Source organism: Acinetobacter sp. V110_1, assembly GCF_031798975.1.
GTDB classification, from domain to species: Bacteria; Pseudomonadota; Gammaproteobacteria; order Pseudomonadales; family Moraxellaceae; genus Acinetobacter; species Acinetobacter nosocomialis_A.
This window is the reverse complement of record NZ_JAVQNN010000030.1, coordinates 1,010,936-1,035,674: the sequence shown is the minus strand read 5'-3', so window position 1 is coordinate 1,035,674 and position 24,739 is coordinate 1,010,936. Positions and strand designations below refer to the sequence as shown.

General features: G+C 37.0%; 28 protein-coding genes, 1 tRNA gene and 1 pseudogene. 24 read left to right on the top strand and 6 right to left on the bottom strand.

The window, feature by feature from the left end; translation table 11 throughout:
* Positions 1-2 precede the first annotated feature (2 nt).
* From RMA95_RS15880 to RMA95_RS15870, 3 genes are all read left to right on the top strand, one after another.
* Entirely contained in the window at positions 3-218 is a 216-nt protein-coding gene (locus RMA95_RS15880; RefSeq protein ID WP_236753953.1) for a cold-shock protein, read from the top strand.
* A gap of 203 nt (positions 219-421) precedes the next feature.
* A complete protein-coding gene (locus tag RMA95_RS15875; protein ID WP_263613320.1) occupies positions 422-655 on the top strand; it encodes a hypothetical protein in 234 nt (77 codons plus the stop codon).
* A 271-nt stretch (positions 656-926) separates the two neighbouring features.
* Entirely contained in the window at positions 927-1,751 is an 825-nt protein-coding gene (locus RMA95_RS15870; protein WP_263613321.1) for a pyrroline-5-carboxylate reductase, read from the top strand.
* A 150-nt stretch (positions 1,752-1,901) separates the two neighbouring features.
* Here RMA95_RS15870 and RMA95_RS15865 read toward each other — a convergent pair whose 3' ends face one another.
* On the bottom strand, positions 1,902-2,021 hold the full coding sequence (locus tag RMA95_RS15865) for a hypothetical protein (RefSeq protein ID WP_263613322.1): 120 nt from the start codon (positions 2,019-2,021) through the stop codon (positions 1,902-1,904).
* Positions 2,022-2,506: 485 nt separating this feature from the next.
* Between RMA95_RS15865 and RMA95_RS15860 the strand changes: the two genes are divergently transcribed.
* The 10 genes and pseudogenes from RMA95_RS15860 (at position 2,507) to RMA95_RS15820 (ending at position 9,926) form a co-directional block, all read left to right on the top strand.
* Positions 2,507-2,965 (top strand): hypothetical protein, encoded by a 459-nt coding sequence (locus RMA95_RS15860; protein WP_311071813.1) that lies wholly within the window; start codon positions 2,507-2,509, stop codon positions 2,963-2,965.
* Positions 2,966-3,247: 282 nt separating this feature from the next.
* On the top strand, positions 3,248-3,592 hold the full coding sequence (locus RMA95_RS15855) for a hypothetical protein (RefSeq protein WP_002048765.1): 345 nt from the start codon (positions 3,248-3,250) through the stop codon (positions 3,590-3,592).
* Between the two features lie 96 nt (positions 3,593-3,688).
* Positions 3,689-4,795 (top strand): minor capsid protein, encoded by a 1,107-nt coding sequence (locus RMA95_RS15850; RefSeq protein WP_311071811.1) that lies wholly within the window; start codon positions 3,689-3,691, stop codon positions 4,793-4,795.
* A gap of 85 nt (positions 4,796-4,880) precedes the next feature.
* Positions 4,881-5,204 carry a hypothetical protein gene (locus RMA95_RS15845; RefSeq protein ID WP_233930160.1) on the top strand — a complete coding sequence of 108 codons (324 nt, stop codon included), beginning with the start codon at positions 4,881-4,883 and terminating at the stop codon, positions 5,202-5,204.
* A 340-nt stretch (positions 5,205-5,544) separates the two neighbouring features.
* The gene (locus RMA95_RS15840; RefSeq protein WP_311071808.1) at positions 5,545-6,309 is read left to right on the top strand and encodes a hypothetical protein; all 765 of its coding nucleotides are present in this window, start codon (positions 5,545-5,547) and stop codon (positions 6,307-6,309) included.
* A gap of 828 nt (positions 6,310-7,137) precedes the next feature.
* Positions 7,138-7,371: pseudogene (locus RMA95_RS17670) on the top strand (DUF4760 domain-containing protein).
* A gap of 73 nt (positions 7,372-7,444) precedes the next feature.
* Positions 7,445-8,293, top strand: coding sequence for a CFI-box-CTERM domain-containing protein (locus RMA95_RS15835; RefSeq protein WP_311071807.1), 849 nt, complete (start codon positions 7,445-7,447; stop codon positions 8,291-8,293).
* Between the two features lie 119 nt (positions 8,294-8,412).
* A complete protein-coding gene (locus RMA95_RS15830; RefSeq protein WP_287083341.1) occupies positions 8,413-8,895 on the top strand; it encodes a hypothetical protein in 483 nt (160 codons plus the stop codon).
* Positions 8,892-9,608 (top strand): hypothetical protein, encoded by a 717-nt coding sequence (locus RMA95_RS15825; protein ID WP_287083342.1) that lies wholly within the window; start codon positions 8,892-8,894, stop codon positions 9,606-9,608. The genes RMA95_RS15830 and RMA95_RS15825 overlap by 4 nt, the downstream gene beginning before the upstream one ends.
* A gap of 48 nt (positions 9,609-9,656) precedes the next feature.
* Entirely contained in the window at positions 9,657-9,926 is a 270-nt protein-coding gene (locus RMA95_RS15820) for a hypothetical protein (RefSeq protein WP_311071803.1), read from the top strand.
* Positions 9,927-10,020: 94 nt separating this feature from the next.
* Here the strand turns inward: RMA95_RS15820 and RMA95_RS15815 are convergent.
* Both RMA95_RS15815 and cysS read right to left on the bottom strand, forming a co-directional pair.
* Positions 10,021-10,096, bottom strand: a tRNA-Gly gene (locus RMA95_RS15815).
* 63 nt (positions 10,097-10,159) lie between these two features.
* Positions 10,160-11,581 carry a cysteine--tRNA ligase gene (gene cysS / locus RMA95_RS15810; RefSeq protein WP_311071802.1) on the bottom strand — a complete coding sequence of 474 codons (1,422 nt, stop codon included), beginning with the start codon at positions 11,579-11,581 and terminating at the stop codon, positions 10,160-10,162.
* Positions 11,582-11,795: 214 nt separating this feature from the next.
* Between cysS and RMA95_RS15805 the strand changes: the two genes are divergently transcribed.
* The 11 genes from RMA95_RS15805 to RMA95_RS15755 all read left to right on the top strand — a co-directional run bounded on the left by RMA95_RS15805 (position 11,796) and on the right by RMA95_RS15755 (position 22,540).
* Entirely contained in the window at positions 11,796-12,773 is a 978-nt protein-coding gene (locus tag RMA95_RS15805; RefSeq protein WP_311071801.1) for a KpsF/GutQ family sugar-phosphate isomerase, read from the top strand.
* 3 nt (positions 12,774-12,776) lie between these two features.
* Positions 12,777-13,316, top strand: coding sequence for an HAD family hydrolase (locus tag RMA95_RS15800; protein ID WP_004709751.1), 540 nt, complete (start codon positions 12,777-12,779; stop codon positions 13,314-13,316).
* A 36-nt stretch (positions 13,317-13,352) separates the two neighbouring features.
* The gene (lptC, locus tag RMA95_RS15795) at positions 13,353-13,901 is read left to right on the top strand and encodes an LPS export ABC transporter periplasmic protein LptC (RefSeq protein ID WP_311071800.1); all 549 of its coding nucleotides are present in this window, start codon (positions 13,353-13,355) and stop codon (positions 13,899-13,901) included.
* Positions 13,885-14,433, top strand: a complete 549-nt coding sequence (gene lptA / locus RMA95_RS15790; RefSeq protein WP_263613332.1) for a lipopolysaccharide transport periplasmic protein LptA — start codon at positions 13,885-13,887, stop codon at positions 14,431-14,433. Before lptC ends, lptA begins: the two co-directional genes overlap by 17 nt.
* Positions 14,433-15,179: an LPS export ABC transporter ATP-binding protein gene (lptB, locus tag RMA95_RS15785; RefSeq protein WP_002051056.1), complete on the top strand. Its 747-nt coding sequence runs from the start codon at positions 14,433-14,435 to the stop codon at positions 15,177-15,179. The genes lptA and lptB overlap by 1 nt, the downstream gene beginning before the upstream one ends.
* 273 nt (positions 15,180-15,452) lie before the next feature.
* Positions 15,453-16,919, top strand: coding sequence for a TolC family protein (locus RMA95_RS15780; protein ID WP_263613333.1), 1,467 nt, complete (start codon positions 15,453-15,455; stop codon positions 16,917-16,919).
* Positions 16,916-19,051, top strand: a complete 2,136-nt coding sequence (locus RMA95_RS15775; protein WP_263613334.1) for a type I secretion system permease/ATPase — start codon at positions 16,916-16,918, stop codon at positions 19,049-19,051. The genes RMA95_RS15780 and RMA95_RS15775 overlap by 4 nt, the downstream gene beginning before the upstream one ends.
* 3 nt (positions 19,052-19,054) lie before the next feature.
* Positions 19,055-20,245 (top strand): HlyD family efflux transporter periplasmic adaptor subunit, encoded by a 1,191-nt coding sequence (locus tag RMA95_RS15770; RefSeq protein WP_263613335.1) that lies wholly within the window; start codon positions 19,055-19,057, stop codon positions 20,243-20,245.
* Between the two features lie 93 nt (positions 20,246-20,338).
* Positions 20,339-20,938 carry a YigZ family protein gene (locus RMA95_RS15765; protein WP_311071799.1) on the top strand — a complete coding sequence of 200 codons (600 nt, stop codon included), beginning with the start codon at positions 20,339-20,341 and terminating at the stop codon, positions 20,936-20,938.
* A complete protein-coding gene (locus RMA95_RS15760; RefSeq protein WP_311071798.1) occupies positions 20,931-21,542 on the top strand; it encodes an acyltransferase in 612 nt (203 codons plus the stop codon). The genes RMA95_RS15765 and RMA95_RS15760 overlap by 8 nt, the downstream gene beginning before the upstream one ends.
* 155 nt (positions 21,543-21,697) lie before the next feature.
* Positions 21,698-22,540, top strand: a complete 843-nt coding sequence (locus RMA95_RS15755) for a universal stress protein (RefSeq protein WP_263613338.1) — start codon at positions 21,698-21,700, stop codon at positions 22,538-22,540.
* Between the two features lie 116 nt (positions 22,541-22,656).
* On the opposite strand, the gene RMA95_RS15750 is transcribed toward RMA95_RS15755, so the two are convergent.
* From RMA95_RS15750 to fdxA, 3 genes are all read right to left on the bottom strand, one after another.
* Positions 22,657-23,325, bottom strand: a complete 669-nt coding sequence (locus RMA95_RS15750) for an O-methyltransferase (RefSeq protein WP_002051063.1) — start codon at positions 23,323-23,325, stop codon at positions 22,657-22,659.
* 198 nt (positions 23,326-23,523) lie between these two features.
* A complete protein-coding gene (locus RMA95_RS15745; RefSeq protein ID WP_263613339.1) occupies positions 23,524-24,246 on the bottom strand; it encodes a D-Ala-D-Ala carboxypeptidase family metallohydrolase in 723 nt (240 codons plus the stop codon).
* Between the two features lie 131 nt (positions 24,247-24,377).
* Positions 24,378-24,701 (bottom strand): ferredoxin FdxA, encoded by a 324-nt coding sequence (gene fdxA, locus RMA95_RS15740; RefSeq protein ID WP_002051033.1) that lies wholly within the window; start codon positions 24,699-24,701, stop codon positions 24,378-24,380.
* Between the last annotated feature and the right edge of the window lie 38 nt (positions 24,702-24,739).

Here is a 24,739-nt window from a genome sequence, read left to right as displayed (position 1 = left end):
TTATGTCTAATACTACTGGTACAGTAAAATGGTTTAATGAAACTAAAGGTTTTGGTTTTATTCAATCTGATGAAGGTAAAGATGTTTTTGCACATTTTTCTGAGATTCAAACACAAGGCTTTAAAGTTCTTTTAGAAGGTCAGCGTGTTCAGTTTACTGTGACACAGGGTAAAAAAGGCCCACAAGCTTCGAACATCACAATTGTGACGAATGCTTAAATAACGTAATTTGATGATTTTATTTGGTTTATTTTTTGGCGATTTGCTCAATTAAATAACATGAAATCATCTACGTAGTTAAAAAACCCACTTTTTCCTTTGTGGGTTTTTTATATAAAATATTAAATAAGTTGATTATTTGTTTTATATAATATAAAAATTAAATTTATGTTTTATAAGTTAACATTATAACTGGTATAAAAATGGATATTTGTATTGGCGGTATTTTAAACGGTAAAGTAAGAAAAAATAATGAAAATTGTTTCTGTGTTGGAAACCCTCATTCAGATGATGTCACTGAGTACCATAAGCAATACTTTCATTTAAATGGAAAGCTTTTGTCATTTTGGGTGTGCAGTGAAATCAATTTTCAAGAAGCATCACGAATAGCCGAGAGTTTCTTAAAAAAAGAGCAAAGATCGTTAAGTGAATGTTAAATAAAAACACTTTAAGCTTGGCAACTATAATGCTTAAATCAGATAAGCTAAAAATAATTTTTAATTACATATTTTTAACAATTTAGATTAATTTGTTATTCATAACGTCATAAGTAATAGGGTAATCTTAGCTCAAAATATGATTTTGTTGTAAAATTAAACTTAACATTCATAAAAATTTATTAAATTTTTATTGTATTAACGGTCCATGACTTAAGTCATAAATAATATTTCTTTTTGTAGTATATCTAAAGGAAGGAAATAATTCTAAATGTTGAATATAGTACAACCTAATATTTGCTTTATTGGCAGCAGTAATTTGTCTTTAGCTTTAATTGGAGGTTTGGTTTTAAAAGGATTCCAAAAAGAAAAAATTAATCTTATAGAGGAAGTAAAGTTTGATAATGAAATTATTCTAAAGCAAAAACAGCATGAGGTAAAAAAGGCTGATATCGTTGTTCTATTACTAGACCCAAAAAACCTAAAAGCTATACTGGCGCCATTAAAAAAATGGCTAGCTGATAAAACAATAGTATCGATGATGGCTGGGGTTAATATTAAACAACTAGTAAGTATTACGGGTTCAAAAAAGATTATAAGAGTCATTTCTAACCCACCAGTATTAACTTATACGGGTACCCATGTGCTGATTGGTTCAGAATATCTAGAGCCTTTAGATAAAGAAGTAGTTGAGACAATTTACTCAGCAACAGGGAAGACCTATTGGGCAAACTCAGAATCGGAAAGTGATGCCATTATTGCTTTATCAGGTTCAGGCCCAGCGTACTTCTTTTATATTCTCGACAGTATGGTCAAAACAGGTGTTTCAATGGGGCTAGATAAGCAGTTCGCTTTAGATCTCGCACTACAAGCAGCCTCAGGTGCCGTAGACATGGTCCGTAAAAGTAACGTTCAGCCAAGTGAACTATGCGGGAAGGTGACACTGGCTAATGGAATTACCGAATCTGCTTTACGAATGTTTGAACTAGGAAACCTTTCCGATGATATCCGGCTGGCTTTGAGAGCAGCTTATCATCGTAGTAAAGAAATAAGTCTCGAGATTAATGCTGAGATTGCTAGGCATAGCTTTAACTGATAACCAAGTACCTTTCAATTTGGAGATAACTTATATTTTGAAAGGTACTTTTTATACTTAATAAGTCATTTAATGCCCTAAGAATGAAGCATATAATTACTTATACTGGTTCATAATCAAAGCTGTTTTTATATGAGTATCTAGTTTAAATTATGGAATTTGCAAGAAATATTCCCAAATAATGTAACCCAAACCAAACCCTAGCATTGAATAGAGTGTGATAATAAATAATACAAAACTAGCTTTATTTTTCTTTCTTAAAAAATTCATGTTAGCTACCTCGTGTCTAGATGTTTACTATCATGAAGAAATACAATGTGTAATCATAGATACAGAATTTTTTCAAAAAAATATAACAGATGAAGAAGTGTTATAAATTACTCTTTAATTAAGTTTTTCTTTAAATTTGTAAATCGAAAGACGTTAGGGATCTTAAGTCTAATTTTCAGTAGAAAAAATATAAAAATGGGTTTCCTATTGATTTATAAAAATATTATATTGAACTAGCTGTTGAAAAACAATCATTTACAATTGAAAGGAAATATTTCTAATTGGTTAGAATTATTAAATAAAATTGCGGATCAGTTAACGGAATTTTAATTTTTTTGTGGTTCATTTTGGTGCCATTTTACATAATACAGATAGTTTTTACATTGAAATCAAATTTGTTTTCACTCCATTACAATTAATTCTTCATAATCAAACTATGAATTTTTTTATTTTCAATTGTTTATAAGAATATTGAGGAGGAAGAAATGCCAAAGTATTTAGCTATAGCAGATAAAGTATACAAGGAAATTAAAAAAGACAATTTATTTACAGAAGACACCATTCAAAATTTAAACTGTTTAATTAGCTTAATTCGTAAAGCAATTAAAGGTACTGAGTTCAAACTGAAGTACAATTTTATAAATTTTGAAGAATACTTAAATCAATTTAATAAAGAAAAGTCAGTTCATATTGATTTAAGTCTGATGCCAAAGTTTCAAAATGAAGGTGAGTTTATTTTATGGCTTGCTGGTTTCATTGAGCGAATGACAATTGGAGGTAAAGAAAAGTTGCCTCCAATTTCAAACTATATTCCGAAAGGCTTTAGAATTGATAAAGCCGAGATTCCTGTTGCTGCTGAACCAGCTAAAGAAGAAAATGCAGAGATGATCATTAATTACTTTAAATCTGAGGACTATATTAAGAACAATAAAATATCCTCATAAAATATAGAAGTATTCATCCACCATACTTCTATATCTCGCTGATAAAATTCAGCTACCGCCTTCTGGGGCGGTTTTTTTGCTTTAGAAATCTTGATTATATAGATTAAAAATGTCAGAAAATATGGAAATGTTCTATAAAGAAATAATAATGATTTAAAAAATAGTAAGTTAAAGATTATATTGTTATTTTTATTAAAATATTTTTCACATAAAAATACGCTTAAATTACGTATAGAAACATTTACTCGTACATAATTTTCAAAAAAATAGGAAGATGACGAGATGAATGAGAATGCTGAACTCATTAAATATTTAGATATTGCTGAAAATGTTTACGCAAATATTTATGAAAAGTACCAGATTACGGATAACCCTGTGACAAATCTCAATAGGGTTATGGCGGAAATTAGAAAAGAAGCTGAGCAAATCAATTTAAAGTTAAAATATAGCAAAATTGATTTCGAAGAATGTTTAAGTAAGCCTCTTTCTGAAAGAGAGATAAAAGTTGACTTAAGTCTGCTTCCACGCTTTGAGTATCGAGATGAATTTATTTTATGGCTAGCTAATTTTATTGGAAATATTAGCGTGCAGAAGAAATTTATAAAACAAAACTATCAGTTTAATTAGCGCTATAAATTTTTAGTTCCCTAAAGCCTTAAATAAGTTTCTATAGATTAGCGATATAAAAAGAACAAAAAAGTGCACCTTTTAGAGGTAACTTTCATGAAGAATATTACGGAAAAATCGCTTTTTGATGTCTTTACACAGCATCAAGCCTATCTTTATCGGGCATCCTCAAGATCGGTAAATGAGCTTTTTAGATTTTTTAACGATGAAACACTCGTTATGCTTGATCTTTTGGCTGATTTAATAAAAGAGCTTAACCAGACTGAAAGGGCAGCTCTTGCGGGTGGCGAATACACAACTCGTCACCTTAAAAATATCCAACTTGTTATTTCTGATTGGTTTAATTCAGTGAGCGATGTTCTACCAGAAATGTTTGCTCATTCGGCAACGAGTTTGGCTGTTTATGAATCAAATTATATGGCTAAGCTATTTGGTAAAGTCATTAAAGATTTAGAAGGAGAGCACCTCTATAAATTGATAAAACGCGTTCCATTAGCTGGTGGTGCCTTAGTTGATGAATCTTTGACTCAAATTAGTGAGAATGCCCGTCAAAGAATTGAATATGTTATTCGAGATGGAATGAATACCGGCATGACACCTCAGCAAATTATTAAGCGTATTACTGGTGCGAAACGTCTTAAGTATGAAGATGGATTGCTCAACAGTACCAAAATTGATATTGAACGTATTGTCAGAACCCTACGGAGCCATATTTCAAATCAGGTTTATTTATATAACTTTAAAAAATTTAATTTTGAATATGTCGGATTTGTGAGTGTGTTAGACGGAAGGACATCTAAAATTTGTGCCGCAATTGATGGTTCAATTTGGAAATTGAATGACCCAGCGAAAAGGGTTCCACCTTTGCATCCCAATTGCCGGAGTATTCTGGTACCAGTAAGTAAGGACGGCAGGCTTATTGGGAACCGATCTTTTATTATGGATGAAAGGAGAGTGCGAGACATTCCTAAAGATGAACGGGCTCAATTAATGGGCCAAATAGATGCAAATATTTCCTTCAAAGAGTTTTTCAAACTGACCGATAATTTTTTCCAAAAAGAATGGTTAGGTCCTAAACGCTATAAATTATATAAAGAAGGACAATTTGATTTTGATAAATTCTTTGATCCAAAGGGGCGGCTTTACACTCTGGATGAGTTGAGGGAACTTGATGAGCGAACGTTTAAAGTACTTGGACTGTAGCTTGGTAGAGACCAAAATTAACCTTTTGCAACTTAATTTTTAAAGGAGAGCTTGTTACCCTTGCGCGTGAAATTAAGGTGAGACTATGAAATTTATATTCCTCTTTATGAGCGCTATTACTCTTCCATGCTATGCAGCATCTGAAACTATGCAAATGCATTATTGTCATCTTGTGGAAAATGCGGCAAAAGGAGTTATGGATGCAAGACAACATGATGTGCCAGTGACTGAACTACAAGAGATTGCTAGCCATCTTGAAGAAGCAGAGGCAAAGCAACTTTATCAACAGCTCATTGATACAGCATATTCTTCAAAGTTGTTTGAAGATCCTTTAACTAAGACAAAAGCTGTTGAAGACTTTCAAACTACATGGCATGAAAAATGTTTAACGAAAAGTTCTATAGGCTGAGCTATACATGTAAATCGAACCTACTCATGGAGTAGGTTTTTTTGTTTAGTTAATACAATAAAAAGAAAAGTACTGCAGGTGAAAACATAGATGGGGCTAGCTGTTATAAAAAATAAATTCCAAGCTTAGCATTGCAAAACGGATTTAACGTTTATGACATCATGATGAAAAGATTCTACATAAAAAATATCTATAACAAATTAAAGACTAATCCTGTCATTTAACAATTAAAGGTATGCATTATAGAGAAGCTTTGTAGCTTATTTTTACTCTTAATTTAAGCTTAAGGCTTGGGCTTTTAGATATCGGCTAATCGTTAAGTATGTTTGGAGAACATACAATGATGAATCATGAAAGTTTATCTAAAAGTCTAAGTAAAGCTCCAGAAGTCACATTACTGTTCTGGATCATTAAAATTGCAGCTACAACCTTAGGGGAGACTGCAGGTGATGCGCTATCTATGTCCCTTAATTTGGGATATGTAATTAGTACAGCTATTTTCGCAGTGATATTTGCAGTTTTTGTTGGTCTGCAAATTAAAGCCAAGCAATATAATTCATTTTTTTATTGGGCGACCATTATTGCCACGACTACTTTGGGAACCACAATTGCCGATTATGTGGATCGGACTTTAGGCGTGGGCTATGCAGGGGGGAGTTTAATATTACTTATTTTATTAGGCCTTTCTCTGTTTATCTGGTATTTAAGCTGCGGCACAATATCGGTAAAAAGTATTCAATCTGCTAAAAGTGAAGTCTTCTATTGGTTAACTATTATGTTCTCTCAAACATTAGGGACAGCATTGGGTGACTGGACTGCGGATACTCAAGGGTTAGGGTATACGAGCGCTGCTTTAATTTTTGGTACTTTATTGCTGGTATTAGCGATCTGCTATTTTTATACCAAAATCTCAAGAACTTTATTATTCTGGTTGGCCTTTGTTCTTACTCGACCACTCGGGGCGGTTTTAGGTGATTTCCTCGATAAACCTATTGCACATGGTGGATTAGAGCTAAGTAGATTTACGGCGTCTTTTGTTTTATTTGCTTTTATTGTGGTTTGTTTAATGGTCTTTAAACCTAAAGCAGCAGAGACAGCGCATTAACTTAACTGTTAAAAATGACCACATTATTCTGTTGGGTGATGTGGTTTTTTTTTATTTGAGCGAAAAAGGTTAAATGAAACCTTGTTAACACTTTATTTTGGACGTAAAAAAGCCCTTGCTCGAAAGCTAAGGGCTTAGTCATTCATTGATCTAGCAATGAACTATATAAGGCTCATCTCATACTAAGCTCAGTATATATGAAATTGGGTCAATAAAGAAGGTGATGTATAGCAGATTATCTTGAAGAACAACAAGCAAAATTACCTAGAACAGCTGCAAGCAAAACAATTTTATCAAAGGATGTTGATTTATTTGTCACATAAGTAAATAGGAAAAGTTATGAAAAGATTAAACCACTTTATTGAAAACTTCTCAGCTATGGTTTTATCTGAGAGTTGGGATTTGTAATAATGTTTAAATTAATCGAAAGCAGAGTTGCTGTCTTAATTGCAATCTCAACTTTTTTTATGATTCTACTCCTAAAGTATCTATCTTTATTGACTTTATTTATTTCAATGGGTGCAAAGATCTGATGTCTTTGTATTTATTTAAACAATAGTAATTGAGATTTTTGCTGTAATTGCTTTCATGACAATTAATGTGTCCAATAAGACAGCGAAGGAAAGAGCAGCTTTAGATATAATTATCGATGATTATCGAGACACAAATTTATTCGAAGCAAAAACAGATATATATGATTATCATTGATAATACTGTCGAGTATAAGCTGCGAAATCTAGATGTTTCTAAGAATGCTTTAGCTGAAAATTTGTCGTTCATATGATTCCGATTTGAAAGAAGACGATAAAAGATTAAAAAAAGAACCTCATGTTGGTTCTTAATAGAGATGAGTTCTATTCCAGTGTCATCAAGACAGGTTTGTTAGATGAGGTTTTATTCAAAAGAGTTCATTATGCGAATATTATAAAATTATGAGATAAGATTTATCCAACAGTTAACCAAATAAGACAAGTAGCGAAAAAAGATACTTTGTTTATGGACTCGGAAATATTGGCTGCGAGATGGAAAGCTAATCCGCTAAAAACAGATGATATTAAGTGACTGCCTTAGAGTGGTTCTTTATTGCACCATTATTAATCACTTGCTAAATTACTTATAAACATAGGGGTATTTTATGGAACAAAAAGTTTTAGGGACTTTATTCGGTATTGAATTACATAATCCAGTAATTAGATCTGAAATTAGATCACTTATTAAAGCAAAAAATGAATATGCGAATAAAAAAGCAACTGAGGAAAATTTAACATTCAAACAGGCACTACTAGATGCTGGAGATGTGATTGATGAATTTCTAGGAGCTCTTAATGAAGAGGACAGCAAAAAGTTTGTTGACTTGTATGCAGAAGAGTTACTTGCTGCCCAAGATGAAAATTTAGATCTCAAGAAAATTGAGAACTCCTCAGAGGCTGAAAGCTATCATTTACAAGCACAATTTATATTTAACGAGCTTTCAGCAAATTTAAAAGTTTATGGTTCGAATTCAGCTTTAACGGGAGCGAATCCAGCTAATGTGGGCCTAGCTTTAGAATATATTGATCGCAGCTTAGAACTTGAACCTGAAAACCCTATATATCTAAATTTAAAAGGGTTACTTATATGGAATGGCTTAGGTGATAAAGGATTAGCAAAGCCATTTATTGAAAAAGCTGCAAAACTTGATCCAAGAAATATTACCATTCAACATAATCTTAAATCTTTGCAAGATCCTAATGGGTGCTTTATTGCTACTGCTGCATTTGGAACTCCATTAGCATATGAAGTAAATGAGTTAAGATATTGGCGTGATACTTCTTTAACTAATCATTTATTAGGCAAGTTAATAATCCAGTTTTATTATAAAGTTAGTCCACCAATTGCGAAACTTATCAAAAAAAGCCAGATTACAAGGTCGTTCATTAGGGTATTATTGAAGCCAGTCATTAGATATGTTTCAAAAGTAAATAAATCTAAGACTATTAATTAAAATTAGAAATATGGATAAATTCATGAAAAAGATAATTGTGTTGAGCTTTGCTATTTCCTTAAATGGCTGTGTTACTTCAGTAACTCAAATGATGAATAATAAATAGAGTAATAGTGTAGATGGCTAAACAAAGAAGGCTTCTTAAAACTCCACCAGAAAAATTGCATGAACTTCTACAGATGCAAAAATTTATTGATGAAGAAATCATAATGGAACTGAGTGCGGATCGGACAACAGCATCCTACAGGACAAGGGTGGTTATGGATGAACTGATGACAACTATCCCAGGATTGGAGTTGAAACTAATATCCAACAGAAGCCCAAATGGATTTGTTTATCATAGTTTTTCTTTAATATTTAACGTTATCAACCATTCAGATGTTTTTGTGCAGCTTGAAATTGAACCAAGCGACAAGTTGAGTCATCGTAACGAGGACGGTTCAGAAATTTATGGTGCTCATTGGTATATAATCGGAGAAACGACCAAAGTTAAGGATGATGAATCTTTTGATTGGTATAATTGGTTTAAAGAATTTAGAATTAAGACCAATTTAACTATCTTTGGTCAGTGTCATCAACCATTTGAAGGAGAGCTTATATGAGTAATGTTGCTAGCATTATCCAGTCATTGGGCTCTGAGTGCTTTGATAAAGACAAAGAGTGGCTGGGCGTAACTACACCACACTTTTTTGCTGATGGTAGACCTTCAACCTATTATATTAAGACCTCAAAAGATCGTGTTTGGATTCGTGATGTTGGTTTAAACATGAGAATGTTTGCAGATAATTTGCCAATGCCAGATAAGGCAAGGGAAATTATTAAACGTCAAATCAATCAAACTTCAGACAGTATTCTATTTAATGGAACTGAATTGCAGATTGAGGCTTCAATCGCGGAACTCAAACCAGCAATAAGTGCTATGCTTGGCCTATTATCTCGAATTACATCATATTGTCCTAGTTCTTCTGAGGAACAATCTTTTGATGAGGTTGTGACTAAGATTAAAGGCTTCTTATTTTTGCAATATGGGAGTAGCTTGGAGCAAAATATTGATGTACTTGGTGCCTCTGGAGCTAAACATCATTTTGCTTTTAAAGCAGGATCAAAATTTATTGATGTGTGTGAGCCAACCTCTGAAAATACAGGGAAGCTACTGAGAAAAGGTTTAGACCTATCCAATTTTGTGGAAAATTTATCATTACAAGTTTTTATGGATGATAGAGAAAAGAGTAAAGTCTTTAAAAGAGAAGCGGAGATATTATCAAATCTATACGCCGTAACGCCGATCAGTAGAGTTTTGAACCTAACCTCCTAACAAACCGAAACATACACTAAAAATACCCTCAAGTATGAGGGTATTTTTATGAAAAAGCTTACTCTTTTAGGAATAATTATTTTAAGTTTAGTGAGGTGCATAACTGCAGAAATTGTACCTATAGGTGCTGATACTTATATGATTTCGCAGACTTCAGCAGGAGTTATATTTAGGAGTATGAGCTCATTAAAAACAGGGGTGATAAATCGAGCTACTGAATATGCTTCTTCTCAAAATAAAATTGCCGTACCCATTGCAGAAATAGTTACATGTTGTTTTCTTCGTTATGCCAAAATAATTTTAAATATTAGTTATTAAGACTCATTCGATAAGAAACAGTTGGGCGTAATTTATTTTAGCTAACCAATAAAAAAACCACCTAATTCTTTCGAATTAAGTGGTTTTTGAATTTTGGAGCGGGAAACGAGACTCGAACTCGCGACCCCAACCTTGGCAAGGTTATGCTCTACCAACTGAGCTATTCCCGCAATGTGAGCACATTATAGAGTGTTTCATTAAAGTGTCAACACTCTTGTGATCTAATTGAACGTTTAATCAGCACGACGCCAAACTGTACCTTGACGAGTGTCTTCAAGAACGACACCTTGGTCGAGCAAAGACTGACGAATAGCATCTGCTTTCGCAAAGTCTTTAGCTTTTTTCGCATCAACACGTTGTTGAATAAAATCTTCAATTTCAGCATCAGACAAAGCAAGCGCTTCTTGTCCAATATCTGATTTTAAGAAATCATCTACATTGTGTTGTACCAAACCTAAAATGTTGGTGAGGTGACGTAATGTCGAATAAAGCACAGTCGCTTGGTCAGCTTGCTCTTCTTTTACAGCACGGTTTAACTCTTTGTTAAGTTCAAACAACACAGCCATTGCTTCGGCAGTGTTGAAATCATCACACATTGCATTGTTAAAACGTTCAATAAAGCTTTGATCAAGCGTTTCAGTTGTCGTTTGACCATACACTTGTTTGTAAGCTTTAAATGAATGATAGAAGCGAGTTAAAGAAGTTTTTGCTTCTTTAAGTGCTACATCAGAGAAGTTCACAGGACTACGATAGTGTGAAGACACAATAAAGTAGCGGATCACTTCAGGGTGGAATTTCTCCATCACGTCACGAATCGTAAAGAAGTTGCCTAAAGACTTAGACATCTTTTCACCATCAACGTTAATAAAGCCAACATGCATCCAATAGTTTACATATTGTTCACCAGTCGAAGCTTCACTTTGCGCAATTTCATTTTCATGGTGTGGGAACATTAAATCTGAACCACCACCATGAATGTCAAAGTGATTGCCTAAGCAGCAAGTCGACATTGCAGAGCATTCAATGTGCCAACCCGGACGACCATTACCCCAAGGAGATGCCCAAGATGGTTCATTTTCTTTGGCATGTTTCCAAAGTACAAAGTCAAAAGGATGTTTCTTTTCAACTTCTACATCAACACGCTCACTTGCGCCTGCTTGCATATCATCAAGCTTACGGCCAGAGAGGCGACCATATTTTTCAAATTTGGTCACTTCAAAATAAACATCGCCGTTTGAAGCAGGGTAAGCAGAACCTTTATTGACCAAATTGCCAATCATATTTTGCATCTGATCAATATATTCAGTCGCTTTCGGTGCTTCATCTGGAGCTAAACAGCCTAGGTTCGCTGCATCTTCATTCATAGCGTCGATGAAACGAGTGGTGAGTTGTTGAATCGTTTCACCATTTTCATTCGCGCGTTTGATGATTTTGTCGTCAATGTCGGTAATGTTGCGAATGTAGCGAACTTTCCAGCCTTGACTACGCAAGAAACGGATAATGTAGTCAAATGCAACCATAACTCGAGCATGCCCGATATGACAGTAGTCGTAAACGGTCATACCGCAGACGTACATATCGATCTGACCTTCTTTGCGAGGTACAAATTCAACTTTTTTTCGTTGCTCAGAGTTATATAAAACAAACGGTTGCATAAGGGTTTTCAAACACTCAACAAAAATAGTGTTACATCATAACTGATGCATCATTTTTAAAAAAGTTTTATGCATTAATTTTATAAGCTTGTGAAATCTTATACATTTAAAAACGTGTAACTGATTGAGTTATGCTAGAATGCCCCCAAATCTTTTGATTAAAATCACCGATCTCAATTGAGAGATCAGATCAATTATTTTGAGTCAAACTCGTATGCCTAATCCTACAGATTTCCAAAGCAGTGCATTAGCTACATTGCGTATTGAGCAACAAGCCATAGATGTATTAGCAACACAAATTGATGACCGTTTTAACCGTGCTTGCGAAGTACTGTTGCAGTGTAAAGGTCGTGTTGTGATTACAGGTATGGGTAAATCTGGGCATATTGGTCGAAAAATGGCGGCGACATTTGCCTCTACAGGGACGCCGTCTTTCTTTATGCATCCTGGTGAAGCAGGCCATGGCGATTTAGGTATGCTGGTTCGTGGCGATGTGCTTATTGCAATTTCCAACTCAGGAAAAAGCGATGAAATCATGATGCTCATGCCACTGATTAAACATCTTGGCGTACCTATGATTACGATTAGCCGTACTGATAAAGGCCCAATGCCACAAAATGCTGATATTGCTTTAACGTTAGGTGAGTCCGACGAAGCTTGTCCTTTAGGTTTGGCACCAACTTCAAGTACGACAGCCACTTTGGTTTTAGGCGATGCTTTAGCGGTAGCTTTACTTGAAGCACGTGGTTTTACTGCTGATGACTTTGCGCGTTCGCATCCGGCAGGTGCATTAGGTAAGCGTTTGCTTTTACATGTAAAACATTTAATGCATACAGGTGAAGAGTTACCAAAAGTTTCACCTGAGACTCCAATGAATCAAGTGCTTTATGAGATTTCAAATAAGCGTTTAGGTTTAACGACAATTGTTGATGAACAAGACCACTTGCTTGGTATTTTCACAGATGGGGACTTACGTCGTCTCATCGATAAACAGCAAGGGTTTGATGTGAATTTACCTGTATCTGAAGTAATGACAAAAAAACCGTCAACTATTTCTCAAGAAGCACGTGCTGTAGAAGCGTTACAACAACTTAACCAGAAAAAAATCAGTCAGTTTGTGGTGGTCGATGACCAAAATAAAGTGATTGGTGTAATTAGTATGCATGATCTTATTCAGGCAGGGGTGAATTAATCCATGGCATCTTATGCATTGTTAGAACAAGCACGTCATTTGCAGGCATTGGTTCTGGATGTTGATGGTATTTTAAGTGATGGCTTTGTGACGTTAACCAACACGGGCGATGAAATTAAATCATTCGATATTCGTGATGGTTTGGGTATGAAACTTGCGCAACAAGCGGGTATGAAAGTCATCATCATAACAGGCCGAAAAAGTAATATCGTCGATAAACGCATGTCTGACTTAGGTGTTGATTTAGTTTTTCAAGGTCGTGAAGATAAAGGCTCAGCACTTCGCGAAGCTTGTGCACAGTTTAATATTTTGCCTTCAGATTGCTTATATATGGGCGATGATTGGCCAGATCTTTCAGCCTTTGCGATTGCCGGAATGAGTGTTACGGTTCCAAATGGACATGAAGAAGTACGCCGCCGTGCACACTTGGTGACCCAAGCCATGGGTGGTCGTGGAGCTGTTCGTGAAGTCTGTGATATGTTGCTGATCGCAAAAGGCATTTACCAAGAACTTCTTGAAAAATATCTTGCAGTACCGCATTAATAACAAGATTACTTAAAAGGTAGGCTATTCCTGCTCATGGATACCAGAGTTTTATATATTGTTGCTGTAGTCGTTGCTGCTGTGAGTGGTGGTTACTACTACTATAGTGGCAAAGCAAAAAAACTGGACATTGGTTCGGCGAAGAATATGACTTATTCAGCGCAGGGCGTCCATTTGACTCAAACTGATGACAAAGGCAATTTGTATATTCGTGCTGAAGTTCGTCAGCTTGAGCAGGATATGCAACAAAAAACGTCAAAGTTGGATCAACTTAATGCCTCTATGTATAAATTAGGTAAAGTTGATGCAACATTCTTTGCTAAACAAGCTTATGGCTATGATGATAATCAAAAGGTTGTTTTATCGGGTGATGTGGTCGCAACCAAGATCGCACCTCAAGGAACAATTGAGTTCCAAACCGATGAATTAACTGGTTATCCAAAGACTCGAGATATTGAAACGAATTATCAAGTGATTGTTCAATCTCCGCAAGGCGAGTTTGTGAGTAAAGGATTAAAAGGCAATTTGAATAACGGTCAGTACGAATTTTTTAATATTCGAGGAAAGTATGCACCAAAGTCTTAATTTAAAACGTTCTTCAGCTTTCCTAAAACAAGCTGCGGTAATTACATTCGTTGCTTTATCATCTGCTTCGACTTTTGCTTTGCCGTCTGACCGTAATCAACAAATTTCATTGGTCGCAGACCGTGCAACTTATAATGACAAAACTGGTTTGACGACTTACACGGGTAATGTTGTGATTGAGCAAGGTACGATGAAGCTTCAAGCTGACTCAATTGTTGCGAATCTAAACTCGAAACGTGAAATTCAAGTGATTACCGCAAAAGGTCGTCCAGCTAAGTTCCAACAGCAAATCAGTGCCAATAAAGGCGTTGCACGTGGTGAAGGACAAACCATTGTTTATAATGCAGACACAGGCATTATTACTTTGTCTGGTGGCGCATATTTATATCAAGATGGTTCAAGTATTCGTGGTAACTCTCTGAAATATAGTATGAATAAAGGCGATGTTGAAGCTCAAGGTTCTACTTCAAACCGCGTACAAATTATTATTCCACCTTCAAGTTCGAAAAGTTTCCCAGGAGCGCGTGACTAATGCAGCAAGCTCTTCAACAACCGCAAACTTTGTGTATTAAACACTTAGCCAAAAACTATAGTAAGCGTTGGGTTGTCAAAGACGTCTCTTTTAGTATGCAAAGTGGACAGATTGTTGGTTTGCTTGGTCCTAACGGTGCGGGAAAAACGACCAGTTTCTATATGGTCGTTGGACTCGTGCGTATGGATAAGGGCGAGATTCATCTTGATGACTTGGATATGTCAGACCTAGCTATGCATGAACGCGCGCGTAAAGGTATTGGTTATTTGCCTCAAGAAGCTTCTATCTTTAGAAAATTGACAATTGCTGAAAATATTATGTCGATCTTAGAGACGCGTAAAGATTTGAATAAGCAGCAACGTCAACAGCGTCTTCATGAGTTGCTCAATGACTTTAAAATTAGCCATATTAAAGACTCATTAGGAATGAGTGTATCGGGTGGTGAACGCCGCCGTGCGGAAATTGCGCGTGCTTTGGCAGCAGACCCTAAATTTATGCTCTTGGATGAACCGTTTGCTGGTGTCGACCCAATTTCAGTGGGTGATATTAAAGATATTATCCAGACTCTAAAAGACCGTGGCATTGGTGTACTCATTACCGATCACAATGTACGTGAAACTTTAGCGATCTGTGAGCGTGCTTATATCGTAAGTGAAGGCTCAGTGATTGCTGAAGGCACACCACAAGAAATTTTAGACAACGAACAAGTACGTAAAGTCTATTTGGGTGATGATTTTACAGTTTAATTAAAGTCATTAATCTAATTGGTTAAAAAGAGGTCAAGGCCTCTTTTTTGTTTTTTGATGTTTTATAAATAAAAACAACTACATATACCACTCATTTAATAAAAAAATAATGTGTGATTTATTCGACCAATTATGCTGTTTTCATTGAAAAACTATGTAGAATGGAGATGCTTTTAAACGATAACAAACAAGATCAACAAGATAAGCATGATTGGATATAACCAAAGAAGAGTAGAAGGGAAATGTAGAAAGCAGGCTTTCCTGAAAGGGCTGATGCTTCTAAGTACGCTACATGTACCTGTTGTGATATATGCTGCTAAACCAAGTGAGCAATACCACACCCTGAAAGAAAACTTGTCACAACTTTTTGTCCCTAAAAGTAGTGATGATTTCAAAGTTGCCAAGATGCACGAGCTGAGTAATTTCAAGCTAGATCGTTCTATTGTGCAGGAATTTCCAACTGTTCAACTTAATGATAAGTCGGCTTCATCTTTTTCCAACTTGCCATCTCGAACGATGACATTGCAAGATGCGGTAAAAATTGCCATTCAACGTAGTCCAGATATTTCACAATCTATTGCAACTTTAGCGGGTCAAAATTCAGGAGTTGACGTTGCTAAAGCCGGTTACTATCCCCAGCTAGCAGGCGGGATTTCAACTGGTGATTTAAGCAGTGGAGAGCGTGGTAGGCAGCTACTTACTTTAAGTGCCACTCAAATGCTTTATGATTTTGGTAAAGTCAAATCAGGTGTTGATGTTGAGCAAGCTAAGGTTCAAGTTGAACAAGCCAATGTTTTGGTCAGTGTTGATACTCTAGCTTTGGATGTTGCACAAACTATTGTCAATATTCAGCGTTATCTTCAGCTTAATAAAATTGCTGAGCAGCAAATTGCCGGTATTCAACGCATTCAAGACATTGCTAATCTACGAGCAAACGCCGGTGTCGCAAGTCAGGCAGACCCAATTCAGGCGCAATCATACTTACAAGCAGCGCAGTCTACCTTGATTGCTCAGCAATCATTGTTACGTCAGTATCAACAGCATTTAAGAACACTACTCGGTGCAGATGTTACTCGTACTGGATGGATTATTTCCGAAGATCTAGTCAAGCAATCTGATCTTTATGGTGAGCCTGAGTTTAATACTATTCCTAAAATGATCGCCGCACAGGCAAGTGTTGAGGTCGCTAAAGCACAAAAAGAACAAACCCGTTTAACACGCTATCCGACCTTAGCCGTGAAAGGCTCAGTCAGTCAGGCGCTTAACGGTAAAAACCCAAATAATGACAAGGATGATGGTTTATATAGTTCGGTTATGCTTGAAGCAACAAGTCAGTTTTACCAAGGTGGTGCAACCGCTTCACAAGTAAAAATGGCAAGTTATGCAGAAGAAGCGGCTAAATCTAAAGTCAATTCTGTTTATTTAGATGTGTTAGATCAAATTAGAACAAGTCGTGAACAAATTGAAAATAAACAACGTCAAATGCAGGTTTTGGCGAGTCGCCAAGCAACGACGGTTCGTACACGTGAACTGTACCAAGAACAATATAAGCTCGGTACTCGCTCACTGGTCGATTTATTAAATGCTGAACAAGCCATTCATAGTGCAAACTCAGAACTCGAATCAGCACGTTATGACATTTATAACAGCATTGTTCAGTACATTGCAGCAACAGGACGTTCCCGCCAAGCCTATGGCTTAAATAATATTTCAATTCAGGGGTTCGAAGTACAACCATGATGACAAAAATAAATTACCAGCCTTGGTTACAGGCGGTCTTAACTATTGCCAAACACTATCGAATAGAACCGTCAGAAGAAAGAATTCGTTTACAACTTGATTGGAACCAAAACCAGAATCTAGATGATGTCTTACAGTTAATGACACGTCAGGTCGGTTTAAATCTTCGTAAGGCTCCATTTTCTTTAGACTTGTTAAACCCATGGCGTTTGCCAGTTATGGTGGAGTTTAATGATGGGCAAGTTGGTGTAATCGATAAAGCAGATACACAAGGCAATGTCAGTATCCAGTTCAGTGGAGATCAGGGCCTTTCTCAAAATTTATCATTAGACGTTTTAAAAACGACGCTGAAAAACGTCTATATTTTGCGTCCAGAAACGTCTATTCCAGATGCGCGTATTGATGAATATATCAAGCCGTACGAAGCAAACTGGTTCTGGTCCATCGTGTTAAGAGACTGGAAGCGTTATATCGATATTATGTTTGCCTCTTTAATTGCCAATATTCTGGCACTGGCAACCATTATTTTTTCGATGCAAGTCTATGACCGTGTTGTGCCATCTCAGTCGATTCCGACTTTATGGGTTCTGGCAGGTGGTGTACTGATCGCGGCTCTTTTTGAGTTTACCTTGCGTGTTTCGAGAGTGTATTTATCCGATATTATTGGTAAACGTGCCGACTTACGTGTCTCAGACCGTGTATTTGGCCATGCTTTACGTATTAAAAATAAAGATCGCTCGAAATCTACAGGCAGTTTTATTTCCCAGATTCGTGAACTCGAAGGTGTTCGTGAACTGGTGACTTCGACCACCATTAGTGCAATTGCAGATTTTCCATTCTTTTTCTTGTTCCTGATTATCTTTGCGATTATTGGTGGGAAAATATTCTGGGTCATGCTGCTTGTTGTACCTCTTATGATTTTGCCGGGTATTCTGGTGCAAAAGAAATTGGCTCAGCTTGCTCAAGAAGGGATGAGAGAATCTTCAATCCGTAATGCAATTCTTGTAGAAGCAGTTCAGGGTATTGAAGACATCAAACTATTACGCGCTGAATCACGTTTCCAAAACCAGTGGAACCACATGAATGAAGTTTCAGCCGACATTGGTATGAAACAGCGTAAAATTGTGGGTACGTTAATGGCTTGGACTCAAATGGTTCAGGGTTTAACTTACGCTATTGTGGTTTTAGTGGGCTGTTTTGCGGTAATGGAAGGGGAAATGACCACGGGTGCACTCGTTGCGTGTTCAATTCTTTCGTCACGTATGTTGGCACCAATTGCCCAAATTACAGGGGTTCTAGGTCGTTTACAGCAAGCAAAAGTTGCGAAACAAAGTCTCGATGAGCTCATGCAACGTCCAATTGATCAAGCTGATCGTGCTCATTTAGTTCATAAAGCTGTTTTAAACGGTAATTACGAATTAAAAAATGTAATGTTCCAATATGGTGATGACGACCCAAAACCAAGTCTTGCAATTCGTCATTTGCAAATTCGTGCTGGTGAAAAAATTGCAGTTTTAGGCCGTAATGGTGCTGGTAAGTCAACCTTGCTTCAGCTTTTATCTGGCATGCAATCTCCAACTCAAGGTGCTGTGCATTTAGATGGTTTAGATCTTTCTTTAATTGACCCATCTGATGTACGCCGTGATATGGGACTACTAAACCAAAATGCCCATTTATTCTACGGAACAATCCGTGAAAACTTGACCTTGGGTGCACCGCTTGCAACCGATGAAGATATTCTTCGTGCTTTGGTCGTGACAGGCGCATTACCTTTTATTCAAGAGAAGAAAGAAGGGCTAGATCACTTAATTTTAGAAGGTGGTGTCGGTTTCTCTGGTGGTCAAAAACAAGCTTTATTACTTGCACGTTTACTAATTCGTCAACCTAATATTCTATTGCTCGATGAACCAACAGCAGCCATTGATGATGTTGCCGAGAAGCAACTGATTGATCATCTAAAAGGCTGGCTGGCGCATCGTACATTGATTGTGGCAACACACCGCCGCGCTGTTTTAGAACTGGTTGATCGTATTATTGTCGTGAATGAGGGCAAGATCGTAATGGATGGACCAAGAGATCAAGTACTTAATCAATCAACAGCCCAACAAAAACAAGTAAGCCAAGGGGGATAATTCATGAGCGAACAACAACAAGAACTCACCCGTTCAATGAATGTATCTTATAGTGAACCACCATTACCGCGTGCCAGTTTAGTGATTTGGATTGTAGGTATTGGGCTCGTTAGTTTGTTTATTTGGGCATGGTTTTTCCAGTTAGAAGAAGTATCTACAGGTACAGGTAAGGTTATTCCATCGTCTAAAGAACAGGTCATCCAGTCTTTAGAGGGTGGTATTTTAACTAAGCTGAATGTACAAGAAGGTGACATTGTTCAAAAAGGCGAAATCCTTGCTCAATTGGACCCAACCCGTTTTGCGTCAAATGTAGGTGAGTCGAGATCTTTATTGATTGCAGCTCAGGCAACCGCCGCGCGTTTACGTGCGGAAGTAAACGGTACACCGTTAGTTTTTCCTGAAATTGTAGCGAAAGATCCAAAGCTTGTGCATGAAGAAACAGCATTGTATGAGTCTCGTAGAGCTGATTTACAGCAAACGCTTTCAGGTTTAAAGCAAGCATTAGAGCTGGTTCAACAAGAACTCGCTATGACTGAACCTTTGGTTGCTAAAGGTGCTGCCAGTGAAGTCGAGGTTTTACGCTTACGCCGTGAAGCGAATGATTTACGCAATAAAATGAACGATGCACGTAACCAATACTACGTTAAAGCTCGTGAAGAGTTATCTAAAGCAAATACTGATAGCCAAACTCAACAACAAGTCGTGATGGGGCGTAATGACAGTTTAGAGCGTGCTGTATTTAGAGCACCTGTGCGTGGCGTTGTAAAAGAAATTACAGTGACAACGCATGGTGGTGTTGTTCCGCAAAATGGTAAGTTAATGACGATTGTTCCAATTGATGAACAGTTGCTCATTGAAGCACGTATTTTGCCACGTGACATTGCGTTCATTCGTCCTGGTCAAGAAGCTTTAGTGAAGATTACAGCTTATGACTATTCAATTTATGGTGGTTTAAAAGGTAAAGTTACTGTTATTTCTCCAGACACGATTCGTGATGAAGTTAAACAAGATCAATTCTACTATCGCGTTTATATCCGAACTGATACAGACAAGCTCTACAATAAACAAGGTAAAGCTTTTGGTATTACACCGGGTATGGTGGCAACGGTAGATATTCGTACTGGTGAGAAAACTGTACTCGATTACTTGCTTAAACCGTTTAATAAAGCGAAAGAAGCATTACGAGAAAGATAACAGAAGAGGCCCCGAAATTCGGGGCTTTTTTTATAGGTTTGCTTCTACTAAATTCACGCTATAATTTGATTTTTATTATGCTTTATTTAATTTATGGCTTTTACGATTGCAGCACAGGTTACATTTGAAGAAGAAATTAAAAAAAGTAGATTTCAGGCGATTGCTGCGCCAGTAGAAAATGAACAGCAAGTGAAAGAATTTTTAGAGCTCAATAAAGATATATCGACCACCCATCAATGTTGGGCGTGGAAAATTGGACATAACGTTCGCTTTAATGATGATGGTGAGCCATCTGGTACAGCAGGACGTCCAATCTTGGCTACGATTGAAGGTAATGACTTAACGAATACCATCGTTATGGTGAACCGCTGGTATGGCGGTATAAAACTGGGAACAGGTGGTTTAGTACGGGCTTATGGCGGTTGTGCTGGGCAATCATTATTATTAGCTGAGCGAATTGAACTCATTGCAAAGAAAACCATTCACTTTTCTTGTCATTTTAATGAATGGGCGATTTTTCAATATGAGCTTACGCAGCAGCAAATAGAATATCAGGAAACTTATACCGCAACAGGTGTAGATATTGAAGCGAGACTGCAAGTCCACCAAATTGAACCCCTTGCTTTGAAACTCCGCGATGTCACTCGTGGCCGTGAAGAATTAAAAGTTGAGGAGGAATTAACTGATGAATGACTCCTTACTCAAATACCGTGAGCAACATAAGCACCGTTTAAATTATATGCCGTGGTTATATTGGACGCTAAAGCCTAAACATCGTGCTTGGGCAGAAGAATGGCAAAAAGAATATCAGGCATATTTAATGGATATGGAAACAGTCGAGATAGGAGAGAACTGTTTTATTTCACCGCTAGCCCATATTTTTGCCGAGCCGGGTCGCAAAATTACGATTGGTGATAATTGTTTTATTGCAGCCGACTGTAGTTTACATGGACCGCTTGAGATCGGTAACGAAGTCGCTATTAACCATCATTGTATTTTAGATGGTGGTCGAGCTGGTATCAAACTACATGATCAAGTGCGTATAGCTGCTTATTGTCATCTCTATGCATTTGATCATGGTATGCAATTAGACCGTCCGCTTTACCAACAGCCTGTTACTTCCAAAGGAATCGAAATTGAAAAAGATGTTTGGCTGGGGGCGCATGTTGGAATTAAAGACGGTATTAAAATTGGTAAACATGCTGTTATTGGGATGAATAGTATGGTCACCAAGGATGTCGAACCCTACCATATTGTGGGGGGAAACCCAGCAAAATTTATCCGTTTAAGAGAATAATACAGTCTTAAGAGTGTAATAAAATGTTTGATCTATAAACAAAAAAGCGGATTTTAATACATAAACCTTAACATACGGATTTTTATCTATGTTAAGTTAAAGCTAAGTTATAGAAAAATCTCCAAGGCAAATAGACCTGAAGAAGAGAGGCAAAAATGAACCGTGTGATTGCGTGTATTGACTCATCACCTTGTATTAATGCTATTGCAGATGCAGCGGCTTGGGTTGCGAAAGCGACTGGACGAGAGCTTGTGTTATTACAAATTCTAGATTATTACCCAGCAAGTTATCACTTAGGTGAAATTAGCGGTGTAATCGGCTTTGAAAGCAATGCAATGTTGCTTAAAGAGTTGGCTGAATTAGAGCAAAAACAAAGTGAACTGGCTTTAGATTACAGCAATAATTTACTCAGACATATCTCTGACTTAATTAAAGAAAAACACGGTATCACCTGCTCAAAAATTCAGGAAAAAGGGGATTTTTTAGAGCAAAGTTTTAATCTCTTACATGAAAACGATATTGTTATCTTGGGCAGGGTGGGTGAAAGAGCTGCCGAAAAACATAAACCTATTGGTAGTAATGTCGAAAACTTTATTCGTGGCGCAAATTGCACAGTTTTGACCATTGGCGAAAACTTCAAAGTACCGACACGTTTTATATTCGCCTATGAATATTCGCCTACGTGTCAAAAAATGATGCGCCGTATTGCACAAAGTGATCTGTTACGGACTTTGCAGTGCCATTTAGTGTATGTGGGCGACCATCCTGAAATATTGAATGAGCCAGAGCATTACCTGAAAGAGGCAGGCCTAGATGTAGTGACTGTTTACCGATATGGTGATGTAGCCCAAAATATTCTTGAATATCAACAAGAGCACGGCATTCAAATTATTGTGCTCGGTGCATTTAGCCATAGCAAAATTCATCAGTTCTTCTTGGGAAGTATTGCAACGACCATCTTCCGGAACGCGACTGTGCCTTTACTTGTGGCTAAATGATGAGATCAGCATATAGTTATCCGCAAATCTTGTGGATAACTATATGGAAAAGCAAGGGTAATAAAAGTAATTGATTGATTATAAATAACAAAATAAAAAAGATGATTTTTTGATCATTATTTCACAATTGCAATCGCGAAGCCGTCATGACCTTTTGAGCCAACCGTTTGTAAAGCTGTGCAAGACAGAATTTGCGGGTGGTTTTCTAGAGCTTTAAAGGTTTCACGGATACCTTCAATACTTGGTTTTTTGTTTTCAGGATTCAAAATATCACCAGCACGAATAACATTGTCTAGCACAATAATCGTGCCTGATTTTGAGAACTTAAGGCTGAGTTCTAGATATTCCGGATAGCCCTGTTTATCGGCATCAATGAAAATAAAATCAAAAGGTTCAATTGACTGTGGGTCAATTGCAGAAAGTATATCTGCAGCGCGGCCTGCTTTTAGCTCAACTTTTACAGGAAGGTTGGCATGGTCAATATTTTTTTGAGCCATTTCTGCGTGAGTATCACGGCCTTCAATGGTAAGTAAATAGCCATCTTCAGGGAGTGCGCGTCCTAACCAAATCGTACTGTAAGCAGCAAAGGTTCCAATTTCTAATACACGCTTGCACTTATTCATCTGAATGAGCATTTGCAAGAACATCCCTTGGTTTGGAGCAACTGCAAGATGATTTGAAAAGCCGTGTTCGTCGGTATTTTTTAATGCAAAGTCGAGTCGAGGATCTTCGGGAATTAAATGTGAGTCGATATATTCGTCAATGTCTGTCCACAACTGCTGCATAGTCAAATTTACCTGTATGTTGATAGGCGTATTTTAAACGTTTATGACTAGAGTGCAAAAATCTTCGGATTAAGAAATTTTGGTTGATTAGGGAATGAACAAATTAGCAGTTAATTTAAGAGTGTTTCTTTATGAGAGCATTTAAAAGAGAGGAATAAAAAATCCCCTTATACTTGAATGCATAAAGGGATTTTAATTTTAGAAATTACACATTGAAGTATTGCGGGTTAAGTCAGGTCCCCAAGTACGATAGCCTTGAGTATCAATATGGATTTGTCCTGAACTATATAAACCAATACCTAAGTTTAAACTTTGACCATGTTGGGCCCAGAACTGACACAATTTAAACTTGGTGTTTTCAATAAACGCATAGTCTTGTGGCTGTGGAACTTCTGGTCCAATACGGAAATCGATGGCAGAGTTAAACAAATGTTTAGAAGAACTTGCACCACCAGCACATTGGTTTAAAGGTAAGTCACGATAAACCGAAGTCACTTCAAAGTCGGTTAAAACTTTGGCAGCAATTAAATATTTAAAGACACGTAAGGTTGATAAAGAATTATTCCAAAGTTCGCGGTTTGGTACAGCGTATTCCGAACTGCCACATTTTTGCCAATCACGAGCTGATCTTAATAATTCAAAACTTGGTACGATGCCTGCTACATCATGACGTGCTAGAAATTTTTCATACTCGCGGACGCGTTCATAATGATCGCCAGCATTTAACCAAGAGCGATAGGAAGCAGGCTCAACTTTAGGCGGTATAGGACGTTCGATAATAACGCGTTCTTGAGGAATGAAGATGCGTTTACCACTTGGAGAGGTTTTGCCTGTTGTTGTGTGTTGGGGAGAGCTGGCACAACCCACCATAATCGCAGGGATTATGCATAGGGGCAGCAGACTCTGCAAAAACTTCCGCATAAGAAAAATCAAAAGCTTAATAAATATTGCGCCTATTTTAATGCAAAACAGTGCACAAATTACGAGGAATTTGCAATGAAATGTTTGAATAGGGTATAAAAAAGATCAGCGGTTGCTGATCTTTTTTGAAATTATTTTTCTAGATACTGTAACTTATCTGGTTTGCCGTTCCATTCTTCACGGTCAGCAGGTTGGTCACCAATTTGAGTAATGTTAGGCCATTTTTGAGAAAGTTCAGCATTTAATTCAATAAATACTTCTTGACCTTCCGGTAACTCATCTTCAGAGAAAATTGCATTTGCAGGGCATTCTGGTTCACACAATGCGCAGTCAATACATTCATCCGGATTAATCACTAGGAAATTCGGACCTTCGTAAAAACAGTCTACAGGACAAACTTCTACGCAATCTTGGTATTTACATTTAATACAATTTTCAGTGACAACAAAGGTCATGGCGACAGCTACCTAAAAAATATGGTTTCATTTCGAAT

Coding starts and splice junctions, on each gene's coding strand:
- fdxA (WP_002051033.1), bottom strand. CDS start 24,701: ATGACCTTTGTTGTCACTGAAAATTGTATTAAATGTAAATACCAAGAT.
- lptC (WP_311071800.1), top strand. CDS start 13,353: ATGGATACCAGAGTTTTATATATTGTTGCTGTAGTCGTTGCTGCTGTG.
- RMA95_RS15820 (WP_311071803.1), top strand. CDS start 9,657: ATGAAAAAGCTTACTCTTTTAGGAATAATTATTTTAAGTTTAGTGAGG.
- RMA95_RS15850 (WP_311071811.1), top strand. CDS start 3,689: ATGAAGAATATTACGGAAAAATCGCTTTTTGATGTCTTTACACAGCAT.
- RMA95_RS15855 (WP_002048765.1), top strand. CDS start 3,248: ATGAATGAGAATGCTGAACTCATTAAATATTTAGATATTGCTGAAAAT.
- RMA95_RS15770 (WP_263613335.1), top strand. CDS start 19,055: ATGAGCGAACAACAACAAGAACTCACCCGTTCAATGAATGTATCTTAT.
- RMA95_RS15780 (WP_263613333.1), top strand. CDS start 15,453: ATGCTTCTAAGTACGCTACATGTACCTGTTGTGATATATGCTGCTAAA.
- lptA (WP_263613332.1), top strand. CDS start 13,885: ATGCACCAAAGTCTTAATTTAAAACGTTCTTCAGCTTTCCTAAAACAA.
- RMA95_RS15825 (WP_287083342.1), top strand. CDS start 8,892: ATGAGTAATGTTGCTAGCATTATCCAGTCATTGGGCTCTGAGTGCTTT.
- RMA95_RS15870 (WP_263613321.1), top strand. CDS start 927: ATGTTGAATATAGTACAACCTAATATTTGCTTTATTGGCAGCAGTAAT.
- RMA95_RS15760 (WP_311071798.1), top strand. CDS start 20,931: ATGAATGACTCCTTACTCAAATACCGTGAGCAACATAAGCACCGTTTA.
- RMA95_RS15800 (WP_004709751.1), top strand. CDS start 12,777: ATGGCATCTTATGCATTGTTAGAACAAGCACGTCATTTGCAGGCATTG.
- RMA95_RS15765 (WP_311071799.1), top strand. CDS start 20,339: ATGGCTTTTACGATTGCAGCACAGGTTACATTTGAAGAAGAAATTAAA.
- RMA95_RS15865 (WP_263613322.1), bottom strand. CDS start 2,021: ATGAATTTTTTAAGAAAGAAAAATAAAGCTAGTTTTGTATTATTTATT.
- RMA95_RS15745 (WP_263613339.1), bottom strand. CDS start 24,246: ATGCGGAAGTTTTTGCAGAGTCTGCTGCCCCTATGCATAATCCCTGCG.
- RMA95_RS15835 (WP_311071807.1), top strand. CDS start 7,445: ATGGAACAAAAAGTTTTAGGGACTTTATTCGGTATTGAATTACATAAT.
- RMA95_RS15755 (WP_263613338.1), top strand. CDS start 21,698: ATGAACCGTGTGATTGCGTGTATTGACTCATCACCTTGTATTAATGCT.
- cysS (WP_311071802.1), bottom strand. CDS start 11,581: ATGCAACCGTTTGTTTTATATAACTCTGAGCAACGAAAAAAAGTTGAA.
- RMA95_RS15750 (WP_002051063.1), bottom strand. CDS start 23,325: ATGCAGCAGTTGTGGACAGACATTGACGAATATATCGACTCACATTTA.
- RMA95_RS15860 (WP_311071813.1), top strand. CDS start 2,507: ATGCCAAAGTATTTAGCTATAGCAGATAAAGTATACAAGGAAATTAAA.
- RMA95_RS15830 (WP_287083341.1), top strand. CDS start 8,413: ATGGCTAAACAAAGAAGGCTTCTTAAAACTCCACCAGAAAAATTGCAT.
- lptB (WP_002051056.1), top strand. CDS start 14,433: ATGCAGCAAGCTCTTCAACAACCGCAAACTTTGTGTATTAAACACTTA.
- RMA95_RS15880 (WP_236753953.1), top strand. CDS start 3: ATGTCTAATACTACTGGTACAGTAAAATGGTTTAATGAAACTAAAGGT.
- RMA95_RS15875 (WP_263613320.1), top strand. CDS start 422: ATGGATATTTGTATTGGCGGTATTTTAAACGGTAAAGTAAGAAAAAAT.
- RMA95_RS15805 (WP_311071801.1), top strand. CDS start 11,796: ATGCCTAATCCTACAGATTTCCAAAGCAGTGCATTAGCTACATTGCGT.
- RMA95_RS15840 (WP_311071808.1), top strand. CDS start 5,545: ATGATGAATCATGAAAGTTTATCTAAAAGTCTAAGTAAAGCTCCAGAA.
- RMA95_RS15845 (WP_233930160.1), top strand. CDS start 4,881: ATGAAATTTATATTCCTCTTTATGAGCGCTATTACTCTTCCATGCTAT.
- RMA95_RS15775 (WP_263613334.1), top strand. CDS start 16,916: ATGATGACAAAAATAAATTACCAGCCTTGGTTACAGGCGGTCTTAACT.